The organism is Pseudomonas sp. TE9122 (assembly GCF_056278925.1).
Genome location: NZ_JBWBQI010000001.1, coordinates 4,607,662 through 4,632,622, shown reverse-complemented (window position 1 = coordinate 4,632,622; position 24,961 = coordinate 4,607,662). Strand labels below are relative to the sequence as shown.

Sequence of the window (24,961 nt, the reverse complement as noted above, 5' to 3'; positions counted from 1 at the left end):
GGTCTCCTCTCCGGCGTTGTATGGGCGTGCCCGGTTCAGGGCCAGGCGATGTCGTATGCAAACTCGTTCTTGTTGCCCGACAGCCTGAGGATTGGCAGTCCCGCCGCTTCCACTTTGTCGATCAGTCGGTCGTATTGGAATTTGTTGGCATGCCCGGCATGGGTCGCCGCCTCGATACGCTCAGCGTCCGCGCCGGCCTGTTCCTTGATGTCTGCGATCCTGGCGCCTTTGCTCAGGTCTGTGTTCAGTAACCAGATACGCTCGGCTGGAACTCCGCTGCGGGTGACCGAAATCAGCCCCTCGAAATCGTCGGAGGGAAACCAGGTCGGCGGGTTCTCACGCGCAGCGGAATTGAACGCCATGTTCTCTTCGTGCGGGACGACTTCCAGATTGCGCGTGTCGAGGGCGTACATGAACATTTCTGTCTGCCGCGTGCGCGAGGACCGATAACCCCGCTCGTGATCCCAGGCGACTGGACTCTCAGGATCAGACCAGTCGGATGAGGAACTGCTTGAATCATCGGCGTCGCTTGCGCCGCTGTCTGAGCTGCTGTCACCCGCGTCGCGCCCCGGATATTTGTGGGTCTGGCTGTTGAAGCGCAGGTATGCGGGATCGGGGGCGCTGGCATACATCTGGCCCTGCTCGAGACTGAACGTCGCGCTGATCGGCTTGTGCGTGGTGGCGCCGGGTTTGTGGTGGTAGCGGGGCAGCATGGTGCCGTCATTCGCCAGCTCGAACGGCGTGCGCTCGTCACCGCGAAACAGCGCCGGGACGTCCGTGCGATACAGGCAATTGTGCTTGTTACGCAGGTAACCGAGCTGTTTCAACAGCGCCTCGCGGACTTCGGGGGTCAGGCCTTGTTCGGCGTCGTACCAGTCGTGGCGGGCATTGTGCTTGAGGTTGAGCTGCTCGACCGCATCCTTGGCCAATTGCTCGAAGCGTCGCGGGTGGGTGACGTCATCCAACAGGCGCTTGTGCGCCAGTGCCCAGGCTGGAATCGCCAGATGGTCGCTCATCTCCTGCTGCAAGCGGGTCAATTGCCTGGGCAGCAGATTGAACGATTGCAGAAAGGCTTCACGCTCTGCACGGCTCATCTGCGGATGCAGCCAGCGCAGCGAGTCGCGCAGCAGATCGGTCAGCGGATTTCCGGTGGTTGTGGGATGTGCCCACTGTGGCGGCATGCCGCTGGCCCGAGCTTCGACACGAAAGCGCGCGATGTCTTGGCCCTGCAAGCCATATAGCTGCCAGATCTCATGATCGGTCCACTGTTTGAGGTGGGTCGGCGACGCCGCGAATCCCCCCGACGGAGGATCTACCGGAATGAAATTGCCAAATGAATCCCTGAAGGCGAACAGGGGGGCGTCTGTGCGCGCTGCAAAAAGCGGATGCATTTCGTAGTAACCCTGAGCATCCGGCGAACGCCCCGATGGACTGTAACGGCTTTGATTGATGGGCGTTGTCGCGGGGGCGAGCCGCGCTCGCTTCGGCGCGGGTTGTTCAGTCAGGCGCCAGGTGGGGCTGTCTGCGTTTTTATACAGAGGCGGCCCGGAGGGCACGCGCTCGGTCAGCAACTTGCTGCGCCATGCGCCGGTTTCATCCACGCCGACGTGAGTGGTTTGCAAAGCGCCCTGATATTCGACGTCGACGAACTTTCTGCCAACGACCCAGCGAAATCCATCGGGGTCAGCGGGCTTCATCCCACGCAGAAAAGCTTCCGATAACCAGTAATCGTTTATTGAAGTGGAATGTTCCGAACGATAAGCGCCGTGTGCCGGTAACTGGAAGATTTCGATCGCCGGAAGTCTCGGGTTTGCATCGGCGAGGGGGCTGCCGGAAGTTGTTGGGGGCAGCGTCTGATCGTGACTACCGGTCCTTCTCGATATTTCAACGGCGCTGGCATCGATCAAGGGGCGATGTGGTGCCGGTGCGTGCGGATCAGTTTGATGCGGCGTTGTAACAGGCGTCTTGCGGGGTATCTTTGGACTCATGAATAACTCGACAAAGAATGAATTGATAAATGCCTCGGCAGAACTTCAATGCCGGGTCCGAATAAATATTGATTGTTGGCAAGTGCTCCAGCCGGGCGGATTGAACTCACGGATTTTCTGTAGCGCGAAATACTTCACCACCGTGTTCCGGCTGGACTATGTAACGCTAGTTTGGCGTCGATTGGGAATGCGGAAACGTCGGTTTTATAACCAGGAAAGTTAACCGCAGGAGGGGAAGTTTGCGTAGGTAATCAACGCCGCTCTTGTCGGAATATTCCAAAAGAGCGGCGTATAAAAAATCCGGCTTGTGAGTTGTCTGGTTTAGTAGGCGTAACGCAACAATGTATGTGGCAAGTGGCGCAGTACGAAGAAGCCGAACAGAGCAACCATCGATGGCAGGATCAGCCACCAGATCTTGAACGGCATCGCATTAAGGGACGCCTGACGTTGGCTCAACCACAGCATCGCAGCACACACACAACTGGCGAGCATCGCCCCGGCCAATATGTCGGTTGGCCAGTGCGCGCCGAGATACACCCGCGACAGGGCGATAGAGAGGGCCGGGATGCAGGCAATCAGCAGCCAGGTCAGGCGCATGCGCGGCGGCTGACCGCGCCCGGCCAGCACGCCCAGCGTCAGGAACAGGGCGAACGCGCCAGAAGCGTGGCCGCTGGGCATGCTGTAGGTGGTCAATGGATCGCTGAGCACTTCCGGGCGCACCCGGGCGAAAAAATACTTGGTGCCGGTGTTGGCCATCGCGGTGACCAACATGGTGGCGCCCGCGAACATTGCCTGGCGCCACTGCTTGCACAGCACCAGCAGAATGACGAGCAGGGCGCTGAACAGCAGCATGTTGCGGAATTCGCCGATCAGGGTCAGCGTCACGGCGATTTCGTCCAGCGCTGGCTGGCGGTGCTCCTGCACCAGGGTCATCACGCCGTTGTCGAGCGCGGTGAGGTATGGATAGCCGATGAACAGACCGATCAGGATCAGCAGGCTCATGCCGCCGATCCAGATCGTCGCGCGACGATGGCGGCGCACGCTGCTGTTGACGCTCAGGCCGACCATTACCGCGATGCTGGCAGCCACGATCCCGGCCTCCAGCCAGAAACCTTCAGGCAATGGCAGGCGGAACGCCGCGCCCGTGGCCCAGCCCGGCAACAGATAAGCCAGGCTCCAGCCAGCAGCGGCCAGCAGACTGACGGCGAAGAAACGCGGGAAGGGCATGTCGCACATCCCGGCGACCATCGGCAGCATGGGTCGTAGCGGGCCGATGAAACGCCCGACCAGCAAGCTGGCGATGCCATAGCGCTGGAAGTACGACTCGGCGCCGGCCATCCATTCCGGGTGATGGCGCAGCCCGGGAAGGCGGCGGATGTTCTGGTGGAAATGGCGGCCGAGGAAATACGACATCAGATCGCCAAGAATGCCGCCAAGAAAGCCCAGCAGCAGCGTTTCGCTCAATGACAGCGCGCCACTGCCGGCCAGTACCGCCACGCCGAACAATAGCACCGTGCCCGGCACGATCAGCCCGGCGATCGCCAGACATTCCACGCACGCAACGATGAACACCGCTGCGGCCAACCACTGCGGATTGGCGCCGAGCCATCCAGTGATGCTATCGAGCCATGGGCCCATACAGAAAAACTCCATTCATTCTTTAAGTAATTGTTACGCGGTTGACTGCTGACCTGTGGGAGCGAGCCTGCTCGCGAATACGCTGTGTCAGACGATAGAAGCGTTGGCTGGCACGACCCCTTCGCGAGCAGGCTCGCTCCCACAGGGGGACATCATTTATTTGCGGATTCGGCTTCAGCGCCGGGAAGCAGGCAATAATCCCGGCCTTCGACCTGACCCCGTCGCAGCGGGTTCCGCGTGCACCATTGCGCATACGCAGCGTCAACGAAGCGATACATCAAGTGTTCATCACGGCCCAGCGGAATGCCCAACCGGGTGGTTTGAATGATCTGCGCGGGTGGCGGTCCCGGGTCCTCGACCAGCAACAGTTCATGATCGAAACGCTTGGCGTCCCACATCGGCACTTTCAAACCCAGCGCCTTGCACAGCAGGGTCTGTCCGGCGCAGAGCTTCTGTGTCGGACGCGGTCGGCCCTGGGCATCGGGATTGTTCAGCAGCATCTGCGCCAGACTCGCCGGACCGCTCACTTCATCGACCCACGGATAGGCGGATTTGATCAGCACCGCGTTGCCCGGCCCCTGCGCACTGAAGTTCAGCGAATCACCGCCGCGTGCGTAGTACATATAGATGTGGCCGCCATCCAGAAACAAAGCCTTACGCTTTTCTGTATAGCCGAGCGAGGCGTGGCTGCCTTTTTCCGCGCAGTAATAGGCTTCGGTTTCGATGATTCGCGCACTCAGCCACAGATCGCCGACGCGATGGCGGATGACTTTGCCGAGCAGCGCCTGCGCCAGCACCTGGGCGTCGCGGTCGAAAAAACTGTCCGGCAGGCCCACGGGCAGGCGCGCGGACTCGGGGCAAAGGGGCACGTTGGTCATGATGGGCAAGGTTTATCCAGGCTCAAGAGGTCGTGATGATAACAACGCTGAGCTTAATTACGTCTGAACGCCGGCCAAACGCAGCTCATTTCGACCATCCGCCCGTCACCGCTGTTAGTCCCGGGACGCGACAGCTATAATCTGCCGCTTTCCTCTTTGCCAAGACCCCAGCAGACCATGACTGAGTCCGTTCTTGACTACATGACCCGATTGGGTCGCGCCGCCCGCGCTGCCTCCAAGGTCATCGGTCGCGCCAGCACCGCGCAGAAAAACCGCGCCTTGCAGGCTGCCGCCAATGCTCTGGACGCTGCGCGCGCCGAGCTGGCCGCCGCCAATGAGCTGGATCTGGCTGCCGGTCGCGCCAACGGTCTGGAGCCGGCGCTGCTGGAGCGTCTGGAACTGACCCCGGCACGCATCGACGGCATGATCGTCGGCTTGCGTCAGGTTGCTGCACTGGCGGATCCGGTCGGCGCGATTCGCGACATGAGCTTCCGTCCGTCGGGTATTCAGGTCGGCAAGATGCGCGTACCGCTGGGCGTGATCGGGATCATTTACGAATCCCGCCCGAACGTGACCATCGATGCCGCCAGCCTCTGCCTGAAGTCCGGCAACGCGACCATCCTGCGCGGTGGCTCCGAGGCAATTCATTCCAATCGCGCGATTGCCGCGTGCATTCAGCGCGGTCTGGCCGAGGCCGAACTGCCCGCCGCCGTGGTGCAAGTGGTGGAAACCACTGACCGTGCCGCTGTCGGCGCGCTGATCAGCATGCCGGAATACGTCGACGTCATCGTGCCCCGTGGTGGCCGTGGCCTGATCGAACGCATCAGCCGTGATGCTCGCGTACCGGTGATCAAGCACCTGGACGGCATCTGCCACGTTTATGTCAGCGAACACGCCGATCTGGCCAAAGCCCAAAGCATCGCCTTCAACGCCAAGACCTACCGTTATGGCATCTGCGGCGCGATGGAAACCCTGCTGGTCGATCAGGCAGTTGCCAGGGATTTCCTGCCTTCGATGGCCGCGCAGTTCCGCGAAAAAGGCGTCGAGCTGCGCGGTTGCGAGCGCACCCGGGCAATCATCGAAGCGGTCGCGGCCAGCGAAGACGACTGGCACACCGAGTACCTGGCGCCGATTCTGTCGATCCGCGTGGTCGACGGTCTGGAGCAGGCGATCGAACACATCAACCATTACGGCTCCCATCACACCGACTCGATCGTCAGCGAAAACCTCGCTGACACCCGCCGGTTCGTGGCGGAAGTCGACTCGGCCTCGGTGATGATCAACACGCCGACCTGCTTTGCCGATGGATTTGAATACGGATTGGGTGCCGAGATCGGCATTTCTACTGATAAGCTGCACGCCCGCGGCCCGGTCGGGCTTGAGGGGCTGACCTGCGAGAAGTACATCGTGGTCGGCGATGGCCAGTTGCGCGGCCAGGCGACGGTCTGACTTGACCGACCTCGACCTGACAGCGCCGCACACCGGCAGCGAGTCGCGCCCGCAACGCATTGGCGTGCTGGGCGGTACGTTCGACCCGGTGCATATCGGCCATTTGCGTGGCGCGCTGGAAGTTGTCGAAGCGCTGGCGCTGGATGAGTTGCGCCTGATGCCGAACGCGCGGCCGCCACATCGCGGTACACCCCAGGTGTCGGCGCAGGATCGGCTGGCGATGGTCGAGTGCGCGGTGGCCGGATTGCCGCCGCTGGTGGTGGACGCCCGCGAATTGCAGCGGGACAAACCGTCCTGGACCATCGATACCCTGGAGTCGCTGCGCGCAGAGATGCCCGCCGAGACCCAGGTTTTTCTGCTTTTGGGCTGGGACGCATTTTGCGGCCTGCCCACTTGGCACCGCTGGGAAGAGTTGCTCCAGCATTGCCACATCCTGGTGCTACAGCGCCCGGACGCCGACAGCGAACCGCCGGATGCCTTGCGCAACCTGCTGGCAGCGCGTTCGGTGAGCGACCCGCTGGCCCTGAAAGGGCCGAGCGGACAGATTGCATTCGTCTGGCAGACACCGCTCGCGGTTTCCGCCACCCAGATCCGTCAACTGCTGGCCAGCGGTAAGTCGGTACGTTTCCTGGTGCCCGACGCGGTCCTGGCCTACATCGATGCGCACGGTCTGTACCGTGCGTCGAACTGAACAAGGCGCGCTTCACCGATACGGATCACCGTATCCCCAAGCCGCCGAATACATGAGCAAAACGAGTTACATATGACTGATAAAGATCTACCGAAAGTAAAGCGCAAAGGCACGTTCAAGAGCGCACCACTGCCGGAAGCCGTCAACACCAACGAGCCGCTCAAGGGCGACGAACTGGTCAAGATTGCCGTCGCCGCGCTGGAAGACGTCAAGGCCCAGGACATCCAGATCATCGATGTGCGCGACAAGCAGAGCATCACTGACTACATGATCATCGCCACCGGTACCTCCAATCGCCAGATCAACGCGATGCTCGACAAGGTCCGCGAGGAAGTGAAAAAGCAGGGCGCCAAGCCGCTGGGCGAAGAAGGCAAGGGCGACAGCGATTGGGTCCTGCTCGACCTCGATCTGGTGATCGTGCACATGATGACTGCCTCGGCGCGTCAGTTCTACGACCTGGAGCGCCTGTGGGCCGGTGCCGAGCAAAGCCGTGCGGCCGATGCCAAGCACCACAGCCCGGAGAACACCCACGAGCATTTCACCAAGCTCAATAAAGACCAGTTCTAAGGGATTGCTGTGCGACTGCGCCTGATCGCCGTCGGTTCACGCATGCCCAAGTGGGTGGAAGAAGGCTGGCATGAATATGCCAAGCGTCTTCCGTCCGAACTGGCGCTGGAACTGGTGGAAATTCCGCTCAACACCCGTGGCAAGAATGCCGACGTGGCCCGTTTCATCCGCCAGGAAGGCGAAGCCATGCTGGCCAAGGTCGGGCACAACGAGCGGGTCGTCACGCTGGAGGTTCACGGCAAGCCGTGGAGCACCGAGCAACTGGCGGTCGAACTCGATCGCTGGCGCCTGGATTCGCGCACGGTCAACTTCATGGTCGGCGGCCCGGAAGGGCTGGCACCGGAAGTCTGTGCCCGCGCTGACCAGCGCTGGTCGTTGTCGCCGCTGACCTTGCCGCACCCGCTGGTGCGGATCCTGATCGGCGAACAGTTGTACCGTGCCTGGACCGTGTTGTCCGGCCACCCTTACCACAAGTAAGCCTGCCCTCATGTCTCAGCCGATCCGCATCAAGGACCACGAAAAGGACGCCCGTCTGGTGCGCAGCCGTGTCGTGTTCGGTGCGATCGTGATCGTGGCGCTGATCTGTGTGCTGATCGCGCGTCTGTATTACCTGCAGGTGATCCAGTACGAGTACCACTCGACCCTGTCGGAAAACAACCGCGTCCACGTGCAGCCGATTCCGCCGACGCGCGGGCTGATTTTCGACCGCAACGGCGTGGTCGTGGCCGACAACCGGCCGAGCTTCAGCCTGAGCATGACCCGCGAGCGCTCCGGCGACTGGCAACAGGTGCTCGACGTCATCGTCGAGGTGCTGGAGCTGACGCCCGAGGACCGGGTGATCTTCGAGAAACGCATGCGTCAGGGCCGTCGGCCGTTCGAGCCGGTGCCGATCCTGTTCGAGCTGACCGAAGAGCAGATCGCCCGCATTGCGGTGAACCAGTTCCGCCTGCCCGGGGTGGAAGTGGTCGCGCAACTGGTCCGGCATTACCCGCAGGGCGCGCATTTTGCGCATTCGGTGGGCTACATGGGGCGGATCAACGAGAAAGAGCTGAAGTCGCTGGATCCGGTCAACTACAGCGGCACCCACCACATAGGCAAGACCGGCATCGAGCGTTTCTACGAGCCGGAATTGCACGGTCAGGTCGGTTACGAGGAAGTCGAGACCAACGCCCGTGGCCGCGTATTGCGCGTGCTCAAACGCACCGATCCGATTCCCGGCAAGGACATCGTCCTGAGCCTCGACATCAAGTTGCAGGAAGCCGCCGAGGCCGCGCTGGGCGGGCGACGTGGCGCGGTGGTGGCGCTCGATCCGAAAACCGGCGAAGTGCTGGCGATGGTCAGTCAGCCGAGTTTCGACCCCAACCTGTTCGTCACCGGCATCAGCTTCAAGGCCTACGCCGAGTTGCGCGATTCCATCGACCGGCCGTTGTTCAACCGCGTGCTGCGCGGTCTGTACCCGCCGGGCTCGACGATCAAACCGGCGGTGGCAATTGCCGGTCTCGACGCTGGCGTAGTCACGGCTTCGAGCCGGGTGTTCGACCCGGGCTATTACATGCTGCCCAACTACGACCACAAGTATCGCAACTGGAATCGCACTGGTGACGGCTTCGTCGACCTCGACACGGCGATCATGCGTTCCAACGACACCTACTTCTATGACCTGGCGCACAAGCTCGGCATCGATCGGCTGTCGACCTATATGAACAAGTTCGGCATCGGCCAGAAGGTCTCGCTGGACATGTTCGAAGAGTCCCCGGGCCTGATGCCGTCCCGCGAATGGAAACGGGCGACGCGCAAGCAGGCGTGGTTCCCCGGCGAAACCCTGATTCTCGGGATCGGCCAGGGCTACATGCAGTCGACGCCGCTGCAACTGGCCCAGGCCACGGCGCTGGTGGCCAACAAGGGCATCTGGAACCGTCCGCATCTGGCCAAGTCCCTCGACGGGGTCAAACCGGTGGATGAAAACCCGATGCCGAACATCATCCTGCGCGACCCGTCCGACTGGAACAAGGTCAACCACGGCATGCAGCAGGTGATGCACGGTGCCCGTGGTACCGCGCGCAAAGCGGCGATCGGCGCGCAATACCGCATCGCCGGCAAGTCCGGTACCGCGCAGGTGGTGGCGATCAAGCAGGGCGAGAAATACGACCGCTCCAAGGTCCAGGAACGCCACCGCGACCACGCGTTGTTTGTCGGCTTCGCCCCGGCCGATGATCCGAAAATCGTCGTGTCGGTGATGGTCGAGAACGGTGAGTCCGGTTCCGGCGTTGCCGCGCCCGTGGTGCGCCAGGTCATGGACGCCTGGTTGCTCGACCAGGACGGCCACCTGAAAGCCGAGTACGCCAGCCCTATCACTGCGGAGGCCCCGGCCCGTGATGAATAATTTCGATCGCATGCTCTCCAGCGAGGATGTGATGCGTCGCCGCGCGACGTTGCTGCAAAGACTGCATATCGATGGCCCGCTGTTGATCCTGTTGCTGATCCTCGCCGCCGGCAGCCTGTTCGTGCTGTATTCGGCCAGCGGCAAGAGCTGGGACCTGCTCGGCAAGCAGGCCACGTCGTTCGGCATCGGTCTGGTGGCGATGATCGTCATCGCCCAGTTCGAGCCGCGTTTCATGGCGCGCTGGGTGCCGCTCGGTTACGTGATCGGCGTGATATTGCTGATCGTCGTCGACATCATGGGCCACAACGCCATGGGCGCCACGCGCTGGATCAACATCCCCGGGGTGATCCGCTTCCAGCCCTCGGAATTCATGAAGATCCTGATGCCGGCGACCATCGCCTGGTATCTGTCCAAACGCACCTTGCCGCCGCAGCTCAAGCACGTCGGCATCAGCCTGATGCTGATCGGCGTGCCGTTCATTCTGATCGTGCGCCAGCCGGATCTCGGTACCTCGTTGCTGATTCTTGCCGGTGGCGCCTTCGTCCTGTTCATGGGCGGCCTGCGCTGGCGCTGGATTCTCAGCGTATTGGCGGCGGCGGTGCCGGTGTCGGTGGCGATGTGGTTCTTCGTCATGCACGACTATCAGAAGCAGCGTGTCCTGACTTTCCTCGACCCGGAAAGCGATCCGCTCGGCACCGGCTGGAACATCATCCAGTCGAAAGCCGCGATCGGCTCCGGTGGCGTATTTGGCAAAGGCTGGCTGCTCGGCACCCAGTCACACCTGGACTTTCTCCCGGAAAGCCACACCGACTTCATCATTGCCGTGCTTGGCGAAGAGTTCGGTCTGGTGGGGATTTGCGCGCTGCTGCTGATCTATCTGTTGTTGATCGGTCGCGGGCTGGTGATCACCGCTCAGGCACAAACGCTGTTCGGCAAATTGCTCGCCGGCGCGTTGACCATGACTTTTTTTGTTTACGTTTTCGTCAACATCGGTATGGTCAGTGGCCTGTTGCCGGTCGTGGGGGTGCCGTTGCCGTTCATTAGCTACGGAGGAACTTCGCTGGTGACGCTGCTGTCAGCGTTTGGGGTTTTGATGTCGATCCATACCCATCGCAAGTGGATCGCACAGGTTTGAATAAGGTGAAGAGTGCAATGCAAGTAATGCGTGGCTGGGCGACTCGATGCGCGCCGCTGGTTGGCCTGGTGGGCCTGCTGGGGAGCGTGCAGGAAGCGCTGGCCGGCGACTATGAAGGCTCGCCGCAGGTGGCCGAATTCGTCGGCGAAATGACCCGCGACTACGGTTTCGCCGGTGAACAACTGATGGGTGTGTTCCGCGAGGCGCAACGCAAGCAGTCGATTCTCGACGCCATCTCCAAACCCGCCGAACGGGTCAAGCAGTGGAATGAATATCGCCCGATGTTCATTACTGACGCGCGTATCGCCCGTGGTGTCGACTTCTGGCGTCAGCACGAGGCGACCCTGGCCCGTGCCGAACAGGAATACGGCGTGCCGGCACAAGTGATCGTGTCGATCATCGGCGTCGAGACCTTTTTCGGACGTAATACCGGTAATTTTCGGGTGATCGACGCATTATCGACCCTCGGCTTCGACTATCCTCCCCGTGCCGAATTTTTCCGCAAGGAACTGCGTGAGTTCCTGCTGCTGGCCCGCGAAGAGCAGGTCGACCCGCTGACCCTGAAAGGCTCGTACGCCGGGGCCATGGGCCTGCCGCAGTTCATGCCGAGCAGCTTTCGCGCCTACGCGGTGGATTTCGACGGTGACGGCCACATCAATATCTGGAACAACCCGGACGATGCCATTGGCAGCGTCGCCAGCTACTTCAAGCGTCACGGCTGGGTCGCCGGCGAACCGGTGGTCAGCCGTGCCGATGTACGCGGCGAGCAGGTTGATGAAGGCCTGACTACTGGTATCGAACCGGTGAAAACGGTCGCAGAGTTGCGGGCGCTGGGCTGGTCAAGTCATGATGCGCTGCGCGATGATATGCCGGTTACCGCATTTCGCCTCGAAGGCGACAACGGCCCTGAATACTGGATGGGCCTGCAGAATTTCTACGCGATCACGCGTTATAACCGCAGCGTGATGTACGCCATGGCCGTACATCAACTGTCTGAACAGCTGGTACAAGCACGGGGCGTCAAGTAATGCAGGCATTGCCTAACAATAAACCCCTGAAGCTGGTGGCTTTCGCTGCGTTGGCAGTCCTGGTCGCCAGTTGCACGACCAGCCGCACGCCGACGCAGAAAACCCCGTCCACCGCTGTCCGCGCCCAACCGGGCCTGGACATCAACCGCGCGCACAAAGACGGCGCGCCGTGGTGGGATGTCGATGTCTCGCGCATCCCGGATGCGACACCGACCCTGCACACCGGCCCATACAAGGCCAATCCTTACACCGTGCTGGGCAAGACGTATTTTCCGTTGCAGGAATCCAAGACCTACGTGGCTTCGGGCACAGCGTCCTGGTACGGCACCAAGTTCCATGGCCAGAACACCGCCAACGGCGAAGTGTATGACCTGTACGGCATGAGTGCCGCGCACAAGACCTTGCCGCTGCCAAGTTACGTTCGGGTGACCAACCTGGACAACAACAAGACCGTGATCCTGCGCGTCAACGACCGTGGGCCGTTCTATTCCGATCGCATCATTGACTTGTCTTATGCTGCGGCGAAGAAGCTCGGCTATGCCGAAACCGGCACCGCACGGGTCAAGGTCGAAGGCATCGATCCGCAGCAGTGGTGGGCGGCCAAGGGCCGTCCGGCGCCGCTGATGCTCAATGAGCCGCAAGCGGCGCAGAATAGCGCCCCGGTCATCACCGCGTCGGCCGGTACCGTCGAGCAATGGACGCCGCCGCCGCAGCAACACGCCGCGGCCGTGGTGCCCGTGCAGATCGATGCAAAAAAAAACGCTTCTGCACCAGCGTCTGGCCAGTATCTGCAGGTGGGCGCGTTCGCCAACCCGGACGCTGCCGAGCTGCTGAGGTCGAAGCTCAGCGGGATGGTGAGCGCGCCGGTGTTCATCAGCTCGATCGTGCGCAATCAGCAGACCCTGCACCGGGTACGCCTGGGGCCGATCGGCTCGCCGGGTGAGATCGCCCAGGTGCAGAACAGTGTGCGGCTGGCCAATCTGGGTTCGCCCAGCGTGGTCACCGAGTAACACGTAGACCTTGATTGACGGTTCACTTGCGGTATTCGGGGGGTGAACCAGGTTGTTGGCTCGTCGAAGAACAAAAGCCCGGCAAGGGTGACTGGAGTGAGCAACTGAACACGCGATGGCCCGTTAGAAGGCTGTCTGAATAAGTTTTGCCTTCGGGCAAGTTTCCATTAGCGATTTCGAGAGACGGATGAACATCACCACCTTTGCCAAACGCCTGTGTCTGCTAGTCCCGCTGCTCCTCTCGCCAGCCGCCTTCGCGGCCGAGATGATGCCGTCGCCACCACAACTGGCCGCCAAGGCCTACGTTCTGATGGACGCCAGCAGCGGCAACGTGCTGGTCGAAAACAACGGCGACCAGCGTCTGCCACCGGCCAGCCTGACCAAGCTGATGACCGCGTACATCGCGACCCTGGAAATCCGTCGCGGCCAGATCGGTGAAAACGATCCGGTGACCGTCAGCGAAAACGCCTGGCGCACCGGCGGTTCGCGGATGTTCATCAAGGTCGGTTCGCAGGTGACTGTCAGCGACCTGCTGCACGGCATCATCATCCAGTCCGGTAACGACGCCAGCGTCGCCCTGGCCGAGCACATCGCCGGCAGCGAAGATGCGTTCGCCGATCTGATGAACAAGACCGTCACCGAACTGGGCATGACCAATACCCACTTCATGAACCCGACCGGTCTGCCAAACCCTGAGCACTACTCGTCGGCGCACGACATGGCGATCCTGGCCCGTGCGATCATCCACGAAGACCCGGCTCACTATGCGATCTACTCGCAGAAAGAGTTCTTCTGGAACGGCATCAAGCAGCCTAACCGCAACCTGCTGCTGTGGCGCGACAAGACCGTTGACGGTCTGAAAACCGGCCACACCGATGAAGCCGGCTACTGCATGGTGTCCTCGGCGGTACGTGACGGCCAGCGCCTGATCGCCGTGGTGTTCGGCACCAACAGCGAAGTGGCTCGCGCCGCTGAAACCCAGAAGTTGCTGACCTATGGTTTCCGCTTCTTCGAAACCCAGACCTTCTACCAGAAGGGCACTGAACTGGCGCAGGCGCCGGTATGGAAAGGCACCACCAGCCAGGTCAAGGCCGGTCTGGCGCAAGACCTGACCATGACTCTGCCAAAAGGCCAGCTGAAGAAACTCGCTGCCAGCATGACCATGAACCCGCAACTGGTTGCGCCAATCGCCAAGGGCGACGTGATCGGTAAAGTCGAAGTCAAACTGGAAGACAAGGTGGTGCACAGCGCTGACCTGATCGCTCTGGACGGCGTCGAGGAGGGTGGTATCTTCCGCCGCATGTGGGATAGCATCCGTCTATTCTTCTACGGCTTGTTCAATTGATTTTGTGTTGACCTGCATGGCCCCGCCCCGATCCGGTGCGGGGCCATGTGCGTTACCACGGCTTGCGCTATAGAGGCCGTTACGCCATGACCGATACCGAAGTAAAGGCGCCAAAGATCGAATTTCCCCAGACTGATTATCCGATCAAGGTGATCAGCGATACGGGTGTTGGCAACAAGGACAAGATCATCGCGATCGTCCTGAAACACGCGACCATCAATGATGAGCGCATCGACGAGCGTCAAAGCAGCAACGGCAAATACACCACCATCCAGTTGCACATCGTCGCCACCGACCAGGATCAGCTGTACAACATCAACAGCGAACTGCGGGCTTCCGGCATCGTGCACATGGTGTTGTGATGCACGGCACGCTGGGCTTTCGCGAGCTGGGCCAGATGCCTTACGAGCCGGTCTGGCATGCCATGCAGCGCTTTACCAACGAACGCGGCAATGCAGCAGCCGACGAAATCTGGCTCGTCGAACACCCGCCGGTGTTCACTCAGGGCCAGGCCGGCAAGGCCGAGCATCTATTGCTGCCGGGAGATATTCCGGTGGTGCAGGTCGATCGTGGCGGCCAAGTGACTTATCATGGCCCCGGGCAACTGGTGGCTTATCTGTTACTGGATGTGCGCAAGCTGGGTTTCGGCGTGCGTGATCTGGTCAGCCGTATGGAAGCCTGCCTGATCGAACTGCTGGCCAGCTACGGCGTCACCGCCGCCGCCAAGCCAGATGCTCCCGGCGTGTACGTCGATGGAGCGAAAATCGCTTCTCTGGGTTTGCGCATTCGCCACGGTTGTTCCTTTCATGGCCTGGCCCTGAACGTGGATATGAACCTGGAACCGTTTCGACGGATTAATCCCTGCGGCTACGCCGGGCTGGCCATGACCCAGCTGAGCGATCATGCAGGATCGATTGAATTTGCCGAGGTAAGTGCCCGGCTGCGCGCGCAGCTCGTCAAACACCTCGACTATGCTGAGCAGACGACCCTTACGGGCGGAATCGACTGATATGACTACTGATGCAGTGCAAACCATGATCCCGACGCTCGACGTGACCGAGCGCCCGGCCCCGCGTCCCAAGGTTGAAGCCGGCGTCAAGCTGCGCGGCGCCGAGAAGGTTGCACGCATCCCGGTCAAGATCATCCCGACTACCGAACTGCCGAAGAAACCCGACTGGATCCGCGTGCGCATCCCGGTTTCGCCGGAAGTCGACCGCATCAAGAGCCTGCTGCGCAAGCACAAGCTGCACAGTGTCTGCGAAGAAGCGTCCTGCCCGAACCTCGGCGAATGCTTCTCCGGCGGCACCGCAACCTTCATGATCATGGGCGACATCTGCACCCGTCGTTGCCCGTTCTGCGACGTTGGCCACGGTCGTCCGAAGCCACTGGACGTCAACGAGCCGGAAAGCCTGGCCATCGCCATCGCCGACCTCAAGCTCAAGTACGTGGTGATCACTTCGGTGGACCGCGACGACCTGCGTGATGGCGGTGCCCAGCACTTCGCCGACTGCATCCGCGAAATCCGCAAATTGTCGCCGAACGTGCAGCTCGAGACCCTGGTCCCGGACTACCGTGGCCGCATGGACATCGCCCTGGAAATCACCGCTGCCGAGCCGCCGGATGTGTTCAACCACAACCTGGAAACCGTGCCACGCCTGTACAAGGCTGCGCGTCCGGGTTCGGACTACCAGTGGTCGCTGACCCTGCTGCAACGCTTCAAGCAGATGATGCCGCATATCCCGACCAAATCCGGCCTGATGCTGGGTCTGGGCGAGACTGACGAAGAAGTCATCGAAGTCATGAAGCGCATGCGCGAACACGACATCGACATGCTGACCCTCGGTCAATACCTGCAGCCGTCGCGCAGCCACTTGCCGGTGCAGCGTTTTGTGCACCCGGACACCTTCGCCTGGTTCGCCGAAGAAGGTTACAAGATGGGCTTCAAGAACGTTGCGTCTGGCCCGCTGGTACGTTCCTCGTACCACGCCGACGAGCAGGCGAAGCTGGTCAAGGCCGAGCTGCTGGGTTCCTGATTCACTGCTGATGTAAAAATGCCCGCCGAGGACGGTTCCTCGGCGGGCATTTTTTTGCCTGAGACAAGGGGCTTTTGTTTGCCTCTTGAGCTGTCTACTGTGTGTGCATGACTTTACCGCTGGAGCCCAAGGATGACCGTTCGACCGAGCCACACCCTCGTTGCCCACCGAGCCGTACTGGCGCTGCCCTCCGAAGGGACGATCGGCGTCATCGCGCCTGCCGGCCCCGGCGCCCTCGACACTGAAAAAGCGCTGCAATGGATGCGCGCGCGCGGCTATGGGCTGAAGGTGTTTCCGGGTGTCTATGAGAAGGACGGCTATCTGGCTGGCAGTGACGACGTACGCCTGCGCGATCTGCACGCGGCATTCGCTGATCCTGAAGTCGACGCGATCATTTGCCTGCGCGGCGGCTACGGCACGCCGCGCCTGCTGGACCGAATCGATTACGACCTGCTCAGCCGGCACGCCAAACCCTTTATCGGCTACAGCGATATCACCGCGCTGCACCTGGCCATCAGTCGCTACGCCGGATTTGTGACCTTTCACGGGCCGCTGCTCAATGCCGACCTGCTGGGCGACAAGGAACCGCCTACCGTCACCTCATTCTTCGCCATGCTGCGCGGGCAAATGAAGTCAGGGAGTGTGCTGAGCCATCCGGCGGCTTATCCATTATCAACCGTCGAACCGGGCATCGCTCACGGGCGGCTGCTTGGCGGCAATCTGGCGATGATTGCTGCAACCCTCGGCACGCCCTACGAGATTGATGTCGAAGGGGTGATTCTGTTTATCGAAGACATCAACGAGCCGCTGTATCGGATTGATCGGTTGCTGACCCAGATGCGTCTGGCCGGCAAGCTGGCCAGACTGCGCGGTGTGCTGGTCGGTGATATCGCCGGCGTGGAGGTCGACGCGCTGAATCGCCTGCTCAAGCAAACCTTTGAGCCGTTGCGAATTCCGGTGTTGTCGGGTTGGCGCAGTGGCCATTGCGACCCGAACCTGACACTGCCGTTGGGCGCGCTGGTGCGCCTGGATGCAGGGAAGCAGGAGTTGCTGCTGGAGCAGGATGTGGTAATCAAGGCTGAAACGGTTATTGCCTGACAGTCAGTATTCGCGAGCAGGCTCGCTCCCACATTGGAATACGGTCAACTGTGGGAGCGAGCCTGCTCGCGAAAGCGATACCCGCCATACGGCAGTCTTTCTATTGGGCGCGCAGGCTCTCAAGCAACTTGTGCGTCGGATACCCATCCGCCGGCCAGCCCAGCGCCTGCTGGGCACTGCGAATCGCTTTGCGCGTATTGGCGCCGATAATCCCGTCCGCCGTGCCAGCGTCGTAATTACGCGCGCTCAATAGCGTCTGCAGTTCGATGCGTTCGGTGCGGCTTAGCGGCAGATCATCTTTCGGCCAGTCGCCATTGATCAGGCCCGCTCCTTCGAAACGCTCGGACAACAGGCTCACCGCCAGCGCATACGACGACGAATTGTTGTATTTGAGAATCGCCCGGAAGTTGTCGAGGATCAGGAACGCCGGGCCACGATAACCGGCCGGCAGCAGCAGGGCAGCGGACAGTTGTTCGGAGCCGGCTGGCACCTGCGCACCATTGGGCAGGTTCACACCCAGTTGCCGCCATTCGGCGACGCTTTTGCGAATCGCGCCATCGGCCAGGGTGTAGTTGAAGCCGCTCGGCAATTGCACTTCGAAACCCCACGGCTGGCCACGCTGCCAGCCCGAGCTTTGCAGGTAATGCGCAGTCGAAGCCAACGCGTCGGCCGGGCTGCCCCAGATGTCGCGGCGGCCGTCACCGTCAAAGTCCACGGCGTGGGTGTTGTAGGTGGTCGGAATGAATTGGGTCTGGCCCATCGCGCCGGCCCAGGAACCGAGCATCTTCTCCGGGGTGATATCGCCCTGTTGCAGAATCTGCAGGGCGGCGATCAGTTGCGCGTGAGCAAAGCCCGGACGACGCCCCTCGTAGGCGAGTGTGGCCAGCGAATTGATCACCGACTTGCTGCCCTGGAACTGGCCGAAATTGCTTTCCATGCCCCACACCGACACCAGCGCCTGGCGATCAACGCCATAGCGCTGCTCGATGCTTTGCAGAATGTCGGCGTACTGGATGATCAACGCCTGGCCTTTGCGTACGCGCAGCGGTGACAGTGCGCCGTCGAGGTATTCCCACACCGGGCGGGAAAACTCCGGCTGACTGCGATCGGCGCGAATCACGCTGGCGTCGAAGCTGATATTGGCAAATGCCTGATCGAACAGCTCGGGGCGAATCCCGGCGGCGAGGGCGTCCTTGCGGAAACCCGCCTGCCATTCGGCAAAGGTCTGGGTCGGTTGAATATCGAGCGGGTCGGCGGACGGCACTACCGGCGGAATGATCGCTGGGGCCGTGGTGACCGGGGCGGCTTGAAGCGGTTGTGCATCGGCGGCGGTGGGTTTTTCCGCGCAGGCGACAAGCAGGATGAAGCTGGAGGCAGCGATCAATTGGCGCACGGGCCAACGACGGGAAAGACTTGTGGGCATGCACAGTTCCAGGGGAAACGAATCAGGTGCAGACCTTAACATGAGCGAGGGGTAGTGCGCTTCAGGCAGCCAGAAAGTAAAAAGCCTCCCGGTTGTCAGACCGGAAGGCTTCGCGGCGGTAGCTGCCTTTGCCCTTGGAAGGTCGTTCCTGGCGGCTGCGGAACAAGGGCTGGGCGACGATGGATTTGGCCTTGTTGGGGCCATGCTTTGCTGGCTTTTTGCTCATGAGGGTTCTCTCGGCGTGGTGGGTTTTGCGCCGGGAATAATCTGCCGATGTGGCGCATCCGTCCAGTAGCTCATACGTAGGAATATTCTGGCGCTTTCGCGAGCAGGCTCGCTCCCACATTGGTACGCGGTCACCTGTGGGAGCGAGCCTGCTCGCGAATGGGCGCTACCCGATTGAATGCCTTACTCGGCAGGCAAAGACAGTCGCTGGCCAGCCATCAACAGCGCCAACCGACTCAGGCTCATCCACGGTGAACCCGCCGCCTGGCCCTTGATCTGCGCATCGATGCGCTGCGCTTCGAGCAGCAACTGTGCCCAGCGTTGCGCCGAGTAACGTTGCAGCGCCTTGCTCATCAGCGGCTTGCGCTTGTCCCAGACCGGCGGTTTCGACTGGCTGAAGCATTTGTCCAGTGGCGTGCCCTGGCTGTATTGCAGGGAGATGTTGGCCAGCAGGCGCAACTCCCGCGCCAATGCCCAGAGAATCACTGGCGGCTCGACGCCTTCGCCGCGCAGGCCCTCAAGCATGCGCAACGCGTGCGCCGGTTCGCCGTTGAGCACCGCGTCGGTCAGGCCGAACACGTCAAACCGGGCACTGTCGGCCACGGCGGCCTGCACGGTTTCGACGGTGATCTGCCCACCTTCGGCCATCAACTTGAGCTTTTCGATTTCCTGTGCGGCGGCGAGCAGGTTGCCTTCGACACGCGCGGCAATCAATTCGACGGCGTCCTGACTGGCCGACAGACCTGCCTGGGACAGGCGCTGACGAATCCAGCTCGGCAGTTGATTGGCATCCACCGGCCAGATCTGCACAAACTGGGTCTGTTGGCCTTCGACCAGCGCCTTGCCCCACTTGGTTTTCTGCGCGCTGCCATCGAGCTTCGGCAAGCTGATCAGCAGAACCGTGTCTTCCGCAGGACGCGAGCAGTATTCGATCAGCGCGGCGGCGCCTTTATCGCCAGGCTTACCGGACGGCAGGCGCAGTTCCAACAGGCGTTTTTCGGCGAACAGCGACATGCTTGCGCCGGCCTGCAGCAACGTACCCCAATCGAAATTGGCGTCGGCGGCGAAGACCTGACGTTCGTCGAAACCTTGCTGGCGAGCAGCGGTGCGGATGGCGTCGGCGGCTTCCTGACACAGCAACGGATCATCGCCGCTGATGATGTAGACCGGCGCAAGTGCGCCTTGCAGGTGTTTGCCGAGTTGCGCGGGAGCGAGCTTCATAAGGAAGGGCGAGCGGGGCGCCTGAGCGCCCCGGCCGTCTTACTGCTGCGGGATTTCGAGCGGCGACTGACGCGGAGTTTCCGCCTCAGCCTTCTGCGCCGCTTCCAGCGCATCGGCTTCAGCCTTGGCGCGGTCGTTGGCGGTTTGCTGCAGTTGCTGCAACTGGCCCGGGGTCAGCTGCGACAGGCGCAGCATCATGCGTTGCACCAGCTCGCGACGGATTTCATGACGGGCGTCGTTGGCTTCCTGATCGGAGCCGACGAGGTTGTTGCCGTCGTGAATGAACACCTTCTGCACTTCGAGCTTGTCGCTGATCAGCGACAGGTCTTTCTCGCCGCGGATGTCATAGCTCAGCACAGTGTTGACCTGATACTCGCCTGTGCGCCCGGCACCGGCATAGCTGAGGATGCGCTGGCTTTCCTGCTCGTCAGCCAGATACAGCTTGTACGGCGCGCCGCTGTAAACCTTGACGCCGCTGGACTCCAGCGTCTGACGCAGCTGTCTTACGGTTTCGCCATAAGCGTTACGCGCGCTCAGGTCGATTTCCTTGATCGACAGTTCGTTGGTGCCGGTACCACGCAACTGGAAACCGCAGGCGCTCAGCAGAACGGCGAGGCCCATCACCAGCAGATTGCGTTTGATCATTGTGTTGCTCCCCTTGAAACCAGGTGAGCCGACTCTGCGGCCCGAAAGGTTTTACTGGGTGCCAGGCGAGCCCGGCACCCGATCCAATTTAGCTGGCGACGATGTTGACCAGTTTGCCCGGCACCACGATCACTTTGCGAATGGTCAGGCCATCGACGAAACGCAGCACGTTCTCGTTGATGCGCGCGGCGGCTTCGATCTCTTCGCGAGTGGCACTGGCCGGCATTTCGATCTGCCCGCGCAGCTTGCCGTTGACCTGAATGACCAGGGTCAGGTTGTCCTGCACCAAGGCACTTTCGTCCACGGCCGGCCAGCCTGCATCGATCACCGCATCGGCGTGACCCAACTGCTTCCACAGTTCATGGCTGATGTGCGGGGTGATCGGCGCCAGCAGCAGGGTCACCGCTTCCAGACCTTCGTGCAGCAGCGCGCGGTCCTGTTCGGTGCCTTGGGCGGCTTTTTCCAGCACGTTCATCAGCGTCATTACCTGGGCGATGGCGGTGTTGAATTTGTGGTTCTGGCCGACGTCATGGCTGGCCTGCTTGATCGCCAGGTGAATCGCACGACGCACGGTTTTCTGCTCGTCGCTCAGCGCGGCGATATCCAGTTTGCCCGGCAAACCCTGGGTGACGTGAGCTTGCGCCAGACGCCAGACGCGCTTGAGGAAGCGGTGCGAACCTTCAACGCCGGAATCGGACCATTCCGCGCTCATGTCAGGCGGCGAGGCGAACATCATGAACAGACGGCAGGTGTCGGCGCCGAACTGGTCGATCATCGACTGCGGGTCGACGCCGTTGTTCTTCGACTTGGCCATCTTCTCGGTACCGCCGATTTCCACCGGCAGGCCGTCGGATTTCAGCTTGGCGCTAATCACCTTGGCTTTGCTGTCACGCTCCAGTTCCACGTCTGCCGGGTTGAACCAGGTGTAAGCGCCATTGGCTTCGCGACGATAGTAAGTCTCGGCGATCACCATGCCTTGGGTCAGCAGGTTCTTGAACGGCTCATTGGAGCTGACCAGACCTTCGTCACGCATCAGCTTGTGGAAGAAGCGCGCGTAAAGCAGGTGGAGAATGGCGTGTTCGATACCACCGATGTACTGATCCACCGGCAGCCAGTGATCGGCTGCGGATTTTTCTACCAGGCCACCTTCAAAATGCGGCGAGGCGTAACGGGCGTAGTACCACGACGACTCGACGAAGGTGTCCATCGTGTCGGTTTCACGCTTGGCCGGCGCGCCGCATTTCGGGCAGCTGCATTCGTAGAACTCGGGCATGCGCGCCAGCGGCGAACCGGCGCCGTCCGGCACCACGTCTTCCGGCAGAACGACAGGCAGTTGATCTTCCGGCACCGGCACGTCACCGCACGCCGCGCAGTGGATGATCGGGATCGGGCAGCCCCAGTAGCGCTGGCGGCTGATGCCCCAGTCGCGCAGGCGGAACTGGGTGCGCGAGGCGCCCAGTTGTTTCTTGATCAGGGCCACTTCCATGGCGTCGAACGCGCCGGCGAAGTCGAGGCCGTCGAACTCGCCGGAGTTGATCAGCGTGCCGTGCTCGCCATAGGCGTCCTGCCACGGCGCCGGGTTGGTGTCACCGGAGCTGGTGCGCACCACCGATTTCACCGGCAGGTTGTATTTGTGAGCGAATTCGAAATCACGCTCGTCGTGCGCCGGAACGGCCATGACTGCGCCGTCGCCGTAGTGCATCAGCACGTAGTTGGCGACCCACACCGGGAGCTTTTCGCCGGTCAGCGGGTGCTCGACGAACAGGCCGGTCGGCAGGCCTTTCTTTTCCTGGGTGGCGACGTCTGCTTCGGCAACGCTGCCGCCCTTGCATTCAGCGATGAACGCTTGCAGCTCGGGATTGTTCTGCGCGGCCAGGGTGGCCAGCGGGTGCTCGGCAGCGACGGCGACGTAGGTCGCGCCCATCAGGGTATCCGGACGGGTGGTGAAGACTTTCAGGGTGCCGGCTTCGCCGATCGAATCGACGTTGTACGGGAACTGCACTTCCATGCCACGGGACTTGCCGATCCAGTTGCGCTGCATGGTCTTGACCTGTTCCGGCCAGCCAGTCAGTTCGTCGAGGCTTTCCAGCAGCTCGTCGGCGTAAGCGGTGATTTTGAAGTAGTACATCGGGATTTCGCGCTTTTCGATCAGCGCGCCGGAGCGCCAGCCACGGCCGTCGATGACTTGCTCGTTGGCCAGAACGGTCTGGTCGACCGGGTCCCAGTTCACCGTGCCGTTCTTGCGGTAGATCACGCCTTTTTCGAACAGGCGCGTGAACAGCCATTGTTCCCAGCGGTAGTAGTCCGGCTTGCAGGTGGTCACTTCACGGGACCAGTCCACCGCGAGGCCGAGGCTGCGCAGCTGCGACTTCATGTAGGCGATGTTCTCGTAGGTCCACTTGGCGGGCGCTACGTTGTTTTTCATTGCGGCGTTTTCCGCCGGCATGCCGAACGCATCCCAACCCATTGGCTGCAGAACATTCTTGCCCTGCATGCGCTGGTAGCGCGAGATCACGTCGCCAATGGTGTAGTTGCGCACGTGGCCCATGTGCAGCTTGCCGCTGGGGTAAGGGAACATCGACAGGCAGTAGTAGGTTTCCTTGCCTGGCTGTTCACTGACTTCAAAGGACTTTTGCTCATCCCAGAACGACTGGGCGGCGGCTTCGATCTCACGTGGCTGATATTGTTCGTGCATGGCTACTTTTGTACTGGATAGGGGTGGCCTAATCCTCTTCGACGGCGGCATCCGGGATGGCCCGGGTGCGCTGGAAGTGGAATGACAGGAAGCGCCGTAGCATACATGACCGCGCTTGGCCGAGGGAAACCCTGATTACAGCTGTTTGCCCGACCTTTTGGACGACGAGGGCCGTTGGTCGCGGCGTGTAGCCGGTTCGTGCAGCGAAGCTAAGCTCTAATTGGGGAGTGAGTCTTATCTTCAATGAGGTGAGGGATGGTGGAGCAACGGAAAAAGAACGTAACGAAACCCGAGTTGTACGAAAGGTTGATCGATCGTCTGGGCATGGCGCTGGACGCCGTGAAAACCGCTGACCGGCTGCGCGACGAGCGCCCCCTGGAACTGGAATTGCGTGGCTTGAGCCCCGCCGAGTTCAAACTGGTCAAGGCCTATCTGGATCGCAGTGAACGTGAAACGCAGGGATGCCTGTCTCAAGCAGTGAAGCAGCTCGATGCAGCACATTCGGCCAAGGTCATCTGGCTCAAGGACAAGGCGCCGCGCAGAGACACCGGCAAGGTGCGCTCTGTACAGGCCAAGTAAGCGCATGGCAGGTCATGAAACGGATCTTTTGCAACCGGATCCGGCCTACTGGTTGTAACTCGTAATCAACACTCTTAGGCTTCGGGCATCTTTGGAGATGCCCGATGCCCTTTCGCTATTTCATCAAACAACTTTTATTGCCGCCCGGCATTCTTTTGCTGCTGTTGCTGGTCGCCTGGTGGCTGCGCCGCTCGCGGCCACGCCTGGCTGGCGTGTGTTTTGCCGTCGGTTTTGGTGGCCTGCTGCTGATGAGCCTGCCGGTGGTCGTGCAGTGGAGCGCCAAGGCGCTGGAGCGTGAGCCGCCGCTGGCGCGGTCAGAGTGGACGACCCTGGCGCAACGTGCCGATGCGATTGTGGTGCTGGGCTCGGGACGCGAGCGCGGTGACATCGCCTGGGGCGAAGACCAGCCGACCGGCATCGGACTGGAGCGGCAGCGTTACGCGGCGCGCCTGGCCAAGGCCTCGGGCCTGCCGATTCTGACCAGCGGCGGCCTGCACTACGGCACGCCGCCGACCGAAGCGAAGTTGATGGCAGATTCGTTGCGTGATGATTTCGCCGTAACGGTGCGCTGGCAGGAAGGCGAGAGTCGTACCACATGGGAGAACGCGAAGATGACGGCAGATATCCTCTTGCCGCAGGGGATCAAGCGGGTCGTCGTGGTGACGCAGGCGTGGCACATGCCGCGTGCAGTGTGGAGCTTTGAGCAGGCGGGTTTCGAGGTGGTGCCGGCGCCGGTGGGTTTCCTCGGTACGGATAACGCTCGCCCGTTTGGCGGCTGGTTGCCGGAATTCAAGTCGATCTGGCAGAGCGGGCAATTGCTCAATGAAGCGGTGGGGCAGGTGGGGTATTCGTTGTTTTACCGCTGAAGATCATTGTGGCGAGGGGATTTATCCCCGATGGGGCGCGTAGCGGCCCTTCTCTTACCTTCAG

23 protein-coding genes are annotated in these 24,961 nt (G+C 61.5%); 15 read left to right on the top strand and 8 right to left on the bottom strand.

The genetic code is table 11. The annotated features are described in order from the left end of the window. Positions 1–35 precede the first annotated feature (35 nt). From ACZ9BE_RS20880 to ACZ9BE_RS20870, 3 genes are all read right to left on the bottom strand, one after another. The gene (locus ACZ9BE_RS20880; RefSeq protein ID WP_476249881.1) at positions 36–1,697 is read right to left on the bottom strand and encodes a hypothetical protein; all 1,662 of its coding nucleotides are present in this window, start codon (positions 1,695–1,697) and stop codon (positions 36–38) included. Between the two features lie 612 nt (positions 1,698–2,309). Continuing rightward, on the bottom strand, positions 2,310–3,626 hold the full coding sequence (locus tag ACZ9BE_RS20875) for a bifunctional DedA family/phosphatase PAP2 family protein (protein ID WP_056790660.1): 1,317 nt from the start codon (positions 3,624–3,626) through the stop codon (positions 2,310–2,312). A 152-nt stretch (positions 3,627–3,778) separates the two neighbouring features. Next, positions 3,779–4,504: a DNA-3-methyladenine glycosylase gene (locus tag ACZ9BE_RS20870; RefSeq protein WP_076564277.1), complete on the bottom strand. Its 726-nt coding sequence runs from the start codon at positions 4,502–4,504 to the stop codon at positions 3,779–3,781. A 177-nt stretch (positions 4,505–4,681) separates the two neighbouring features. Here ACZ9BE_RS20870 and ACZ9BE_RS20865 point away from each other — a divergent pair, with 177 nt between their 5' ends. From ACZ9BE_RS20865 to ACZ9BE_RS20805, 13 genes are all read left to right on the top strand, one after another. Further along, the gene (locus tag ACZ9BE_RS20865; RefSeq protein ID WP_252876958.1) at positions 4,682–5,953 is read left to right on the top strand and encodes a glutamate-5-semialdehyde dehydrogenase; all 1,272 of its coding nucleotides are present in this window, start codon (positions 4,682–4,684) and stop codon (positions 5,951–5,953) included. After that, positions 5,922–6,644 carry a nicotinate-nucleotide adenylyltransferase gene (nadD, locus tag ACZ9BE_RS20860; protein WP_024014451.1) on the top strand — a complete coding sequence of 241 codons (723 nt, stop codon included), beginning with the start codon at positions 5,922–5,924 and terminating at the stop codon, positions 6,642–6,644. The genes ACZ9BE_RS20865 and nadD overlap by 32 nt, the downstream gene beginning before the upstream one ends. 72 nt (positions 6,645–6,716) lie before the next feature. Then, positions 6,717–7,211 carry a ribosome silencing factor gene (rsfS, locus tag ACZ9BE_RS20855; RefSeq protein WP_016773024.1) on the top strand — a complete coding sequence of 165 codons (495 nt, stop codon included), beginning with the start codon at positions 6,717–6,719 and terminating at the stop codon, positions 7,209–7,211. Between the two features lie 9 nt (positions 7,212–7,220). Next, positions 7,221–7,688 carry a 23S rRNA (pseudouridine(1915)-N(3))-methyltransferase RlmH gene (rlmH, locus tag ACZ9BE_RS20850; protein WP_095181903.1) on the top strand — a complete coding sequence of 156 codons (468 nt, stop codon included), beginning with the start codon at positions 7,221–7,223 and terminating at the stop codon, positions 7,686–7,688. 10 nt (positions 7,689–7,698) lie between these two features. Continuing rightward, positions 7,699–9,594: a penicillin-binding protein 2 gene (gene mrdA, locus ACZ9BE_RS20845; protein ID WP_041477721.1), complete on the top strand. Its 1,896-nt coding sequence runs from the start codon at positions 7,699–7,701 to the stop codon at positions 9,592–9,594. Positions 9,595–9,625: 31 nt separating this feature from the next. Continuing rightward, positions 9,626–10,729 (top strand): rod shape-determining protein RodA, encoded by a 1,104-nt coding sequence (rodA, locus tag ACZ9BE_RS20840; RefSeq protein WP_050977864.1) that lies wholly within the window; start codon positions 9,626–9,628, stop codon positions 10,727–10,729. 17 nt (positions 10,730–10,746) lie between these two features. Then, entirely contained in the window at positions 10,747–11,757 is a 1,011-nt protein-coding gene (gene mltB, locus ACZ9BE_RS20835; protein ID WP_150638407.1) for a lytic murein transglycosylase B, read from the top strand. Beyond that, positions 11,757–12,767, top strand: coding sequence for a septal ring lytic transglycosylase RlpA family protein (locus ACZ9BE_RS20830; protein ID WP_476249880.1), 1,011 nt, complete (start codon positions 11,757–11,759; stop codon positions 12,765–12,767). Before mltB ends, ACZ9BE_RS20830 begins: the two co-directional genes overlap by 1 nt. A gap of 187 nt (positions 12,768–12,954) precedes the next feature. Next, entirely contained in the window at positions 12,955–14,112 is a 1,158-nt protein-coding gene (locus tag ACZ9BE_RS20825) for a D-alanyl-D-alanine carboxypeptidase family protein (protein WP_016773028.1), read from the top strand. 86 nt (positions 14,113–14,198) lie between these two features. Continuing rightward, the gene (locus ACZ9BE_RS20820; RefSeq protein ID WP_024014446.1) at positions 14,199–14,474 is read left to right on the top strand and encodes a DUF493 domain-containing protein; all 276 of its coding nucleotides are present in this window, start codon (positions 14,199–14,201) and stop codon (positions 14,472–14,474) included. Then, on the top strand, positions 14,474–15,121 hold the full coding sequence (gene lipB / locus ACZ9BE_RS20815) for a lipoyl(octanoyl) transferase LipB (RefSeq protein ID WP_476249879.1): 648 nt from the start codon (positions 14,474–14,476) through the stop codon (positions 15,119–15,121). Before ACZ9BE_RS20820 ends, lipB begins: the two co-directional genes overlap by 1 nt. 25 nt (positions 15,122–15,146) lie before the next feature. Continuing rightward, positions 15,147–16,145 carry a lipoyl synthase gene (gene lipA, locus ACZ9BE_RS20810; RefSeq protein ID WP_160768663.1) on the top strand — a complete coding sequence of 333 codons (999 nt, stop codon included), beginning with the start codon at positions 15,147–15,149 and terminating at the stop codon, positions 16,143–16,145. Positions 16,146–16,277: 132 nt separating this feature from the next. Next, positions 16,278–17,243 (top strand): S66 peptidase family protein, encoded by a 966-nt coding sequence (locus ACZ9BE_RS20805; protein WP_476249878.1) that lies wholly within the window; start codon positions 16,278–16,280, stop codon positions 17,241–17,243. Positions 17,244–17,343: 100 nt separating this feature from the next. On the opposite strand, the gene ACZ9BE_RS20800 is transcribed toward ACZ9BE_RS20805, so the two are convergent. The 5 genes from ACZ9BE_RS20800 to leuS all read right to left on the bottom strand — a co-directional run bounded on the left by ACZ9BE_RS20800 (position 17,344) and on the right by leuS (position 23,452). Then, positions 17,344–18,666 carry a lytic murein transglycosylase gene (locus ACZ9BE_RS20800; RefSeq protein ID WP_476249877.1) on the bottom strand — a complete coding sequence of 441 codons (1,323 nt, stop codon included), beginning with the start codon at positions 18,664–18,666 and terminating at the stop codon, positions 17,344–17,346. 61 nt (positions 18,667–18,727) lie between these two features. Continuing rightward, the gene (arfA, locus tag ACZ9BE_RS20795) at positions 18,728–18,892 is read right to left on the bottom strand and encodes an alternative ribosome rescue factor ArfA (protein ID WP_095181898.1); all 165 of its coding nucleotides are present in this window, start codon (positions 18,890–18,892) and stop codon (positions 18,728–18,730) included. Between the two features lie 182 nt (positions 18,893–19,074). After that, positions 19,075–20,112 carry a DNA polymerase III subunit delta gene (gene holA / locus ACZ9BE_RS20790; RefSeq protein ID WP_041477726.1) on the bottom strand — a complete coding sequence of 346 codons (1,038 nt, stop codon included), beginning with the start codon at positions 20,110–20,112 and terminating at the stop codon, positions 19,075–19,077. Positions 20,113–20,151: 39 nt separating this feature from the next. After that, positions 20,152–20,757, bottom strand: a complete 606-nt coding sequence (locus ACZ9BE_RS20785) for an LPS-assembly lipoprotein LptE (protein ID WP_252868342.1) — start codon at positions 20,755–20,757, stop codon at positions 20,152–20,154. 88 nt (positions 20,758–20,845) lie between these two features. Further along, complete coding sequence (gene leuS / locus ACZ9BE_RS20780) at positions 20,846–23,452, bottom strand: leucine--tRNA ligase (protein WP_041477728.1); 2,607 nt, start codon at positions 23,450–23,452, stop codon at positions 20,846–20,848. 255 nt (positions 23,453–23,707) lie between these two features. Here leuS and ACZ9BE_RS20775 point away from each other — a divergent pair, with 255 nt between their 5' ends. Beyond that, positions 23,708–24,031 carry a hypothetical protein gene (locus tag ACZ9BE_RS20775; protein ID WP_024014441.1) on the top strand — a complete coding sequence of 108 codons (324 nt, stop codon included), beginning with the start codon at positions 23,708–23,710 and terminating at the stop codon, positions 24,029–24,031. Between the two features lie 104 nt (positions 24,032–24,135). Further along, positions 24,136–24,897: a YdcF family protein gene (locus tag ACZ9BE_RS20770; protein WP_150742306.1), complete on the top strand. Its 762-nt coding sequence runs from the start codon at positions 24,136–24,138 to the stop codon at positions 24,895–24,897. Positions 24,898–24,961: the final 64 nt, after the last annotated feature.

Coding starts and splice junctions, on each gene's coding strand:
- ACZ9BE_RS20880 (WP_476249881.1), bottom strand. CDS start 1,697: ATGAAGCCCGCTGACCCCGATGGATTTCGCTGGGTCGTTGGCAGAAAG.
- ACZ9BE_RS20875 (WP_056790660.1), bottom strand. CDS start 3,626: ATGGGCCCATGGCTCGATAGCATCACTGGATGGCTCGGCGCCAATCCG.
- ACZ9BE_RS20870 (WP_076564277.1), bottom strand. CDS start 4,504: ATGACCAACGTGCCCCTTTGCCCCGAGTCCGCGCGCCTGCCCGTGGGC.
- ACZ9BE_RS20865 (WP_252876958.1), top strand. CDS start 4,682: ATGACTGAGTCCGTTCTTGACTACATGACCCGATTGGGTCGCGCCGCC.
- nadD (WP_024014451.1), top strand. CDS start 5,922: ATGGCCAGTTGCGCGGCCAGGCGACGGTCTGACTTGACCGACCTCGAC.
- rsfS (WP_016773024.1), top strand. CDS start 6,717: ATGACTGATAAAGATCTACCGAAAGTAAAGCGCAAAGGCACGTTCAAG.
- mrdA (WP_041477721.1), top strand. CDS start 7,699: ATGTCTCAGCCGATCCGCATCAAGGACCACGAAAAGGACGCCCGTCTG.
- rodA (WP_050977864.1), top strand. CDS start 9,626: ATGCGTCGCCGCGCGACGTTGCTGCAAAGACTGCATATCGATGGCCCG.
- mltB (WP_150638407.1), top strand. CDS start 10,747: ATGCAAGTAATGCGTGGCTGGGCGACTCGATGCGCGCCGCTGGTTGGC.
- ACZ9BE_RS20830 (WP_476249880.1), top strand. CDS start 11,757: ATGCAGGCATTGCCTAACAATAAACCCCTGAAGCTGGTGGCTTTCGCT.
- ACZ9BE_RS20825 (WP_016773028.1), top strand. CDS start 12,955: ATGAACATCACCACCTTTGCCAAACGCCTGTGTCTGCTAGTCCCGCTG.
- ACZ9BE_RS20820 (WP_024014446.1), top strand. CDS start 14,199: ATGACCGATACCGAAGTAAAGGCGCCAAAGATCGAATTTCCCCAGACT.
- lipB (WP_476249879.1), top strand. CDS start 14,474: ATGCACGGCACGCTGGGCTTTCGCGAGCTGGGCCAGATGCCTTACGAG.
- lipA (WP_160768663.1), top strand. CDS start 15,147: ATGATCCCGACGCTCGACGTGACCGAGCGCCCGGCCCCGCGTCCCAAG.
- ACZ9BE_RS20805 (WP_476249878.1), top strand. CDS start 16,278: ATGACCGTTCGACCGAGCCACACCCTCGTTGCCCACCGAGCCGTACTG.
- ACZ9BE_RS20800 (WP_476249877.1), bottom strand. CDS start 18,666: ATGCCCACAAGTCTTTCCCGTCGTTGGCCCGTGCGCCAATTGATCGCT.
- arfA (WP_095181898.1), bottom strand. CDS start 18,892: ATGAGCAAAAAGCCAGCAAAGCATGGCCCCAACAAGGCCAAATCCATC.
- holA (WP_041477726.1), bottom strand. CDS start 20,112: ATGAAGCTCGCTCCCGCGCAACTCGGCAAACACCTGCAAGGCGCACTT.
- ACZ9BE_RS20785 (WP_252868342.1), bottom strand. CDS start 20,757: ATGATCAAACGCAATCTGCTGGTGATGGGCCTCGCCGTTCTGCTGAGC.
- leuS (WP_041477728.1), bottom strand. CDS start 23,452: ATGCACGAACAATATCAGCCACGTGAGATCGAAGCCGCCGCCCAGTCG.
- ACZ9BE_RS20775 (WP_024014441.1), top strand. CDS start 23,708: ATGGTGGAGCAACGGAAAAAGAACGTAACGAAACCCGAGTTGTACGAA.
- ACZ9BE_RS20770 (WP_150742306.1), top strand. CDS start 24,136: ATGCCCTTTCGCTATTTCATCAAACAACTTTTATTGCCGCCCGGCATT.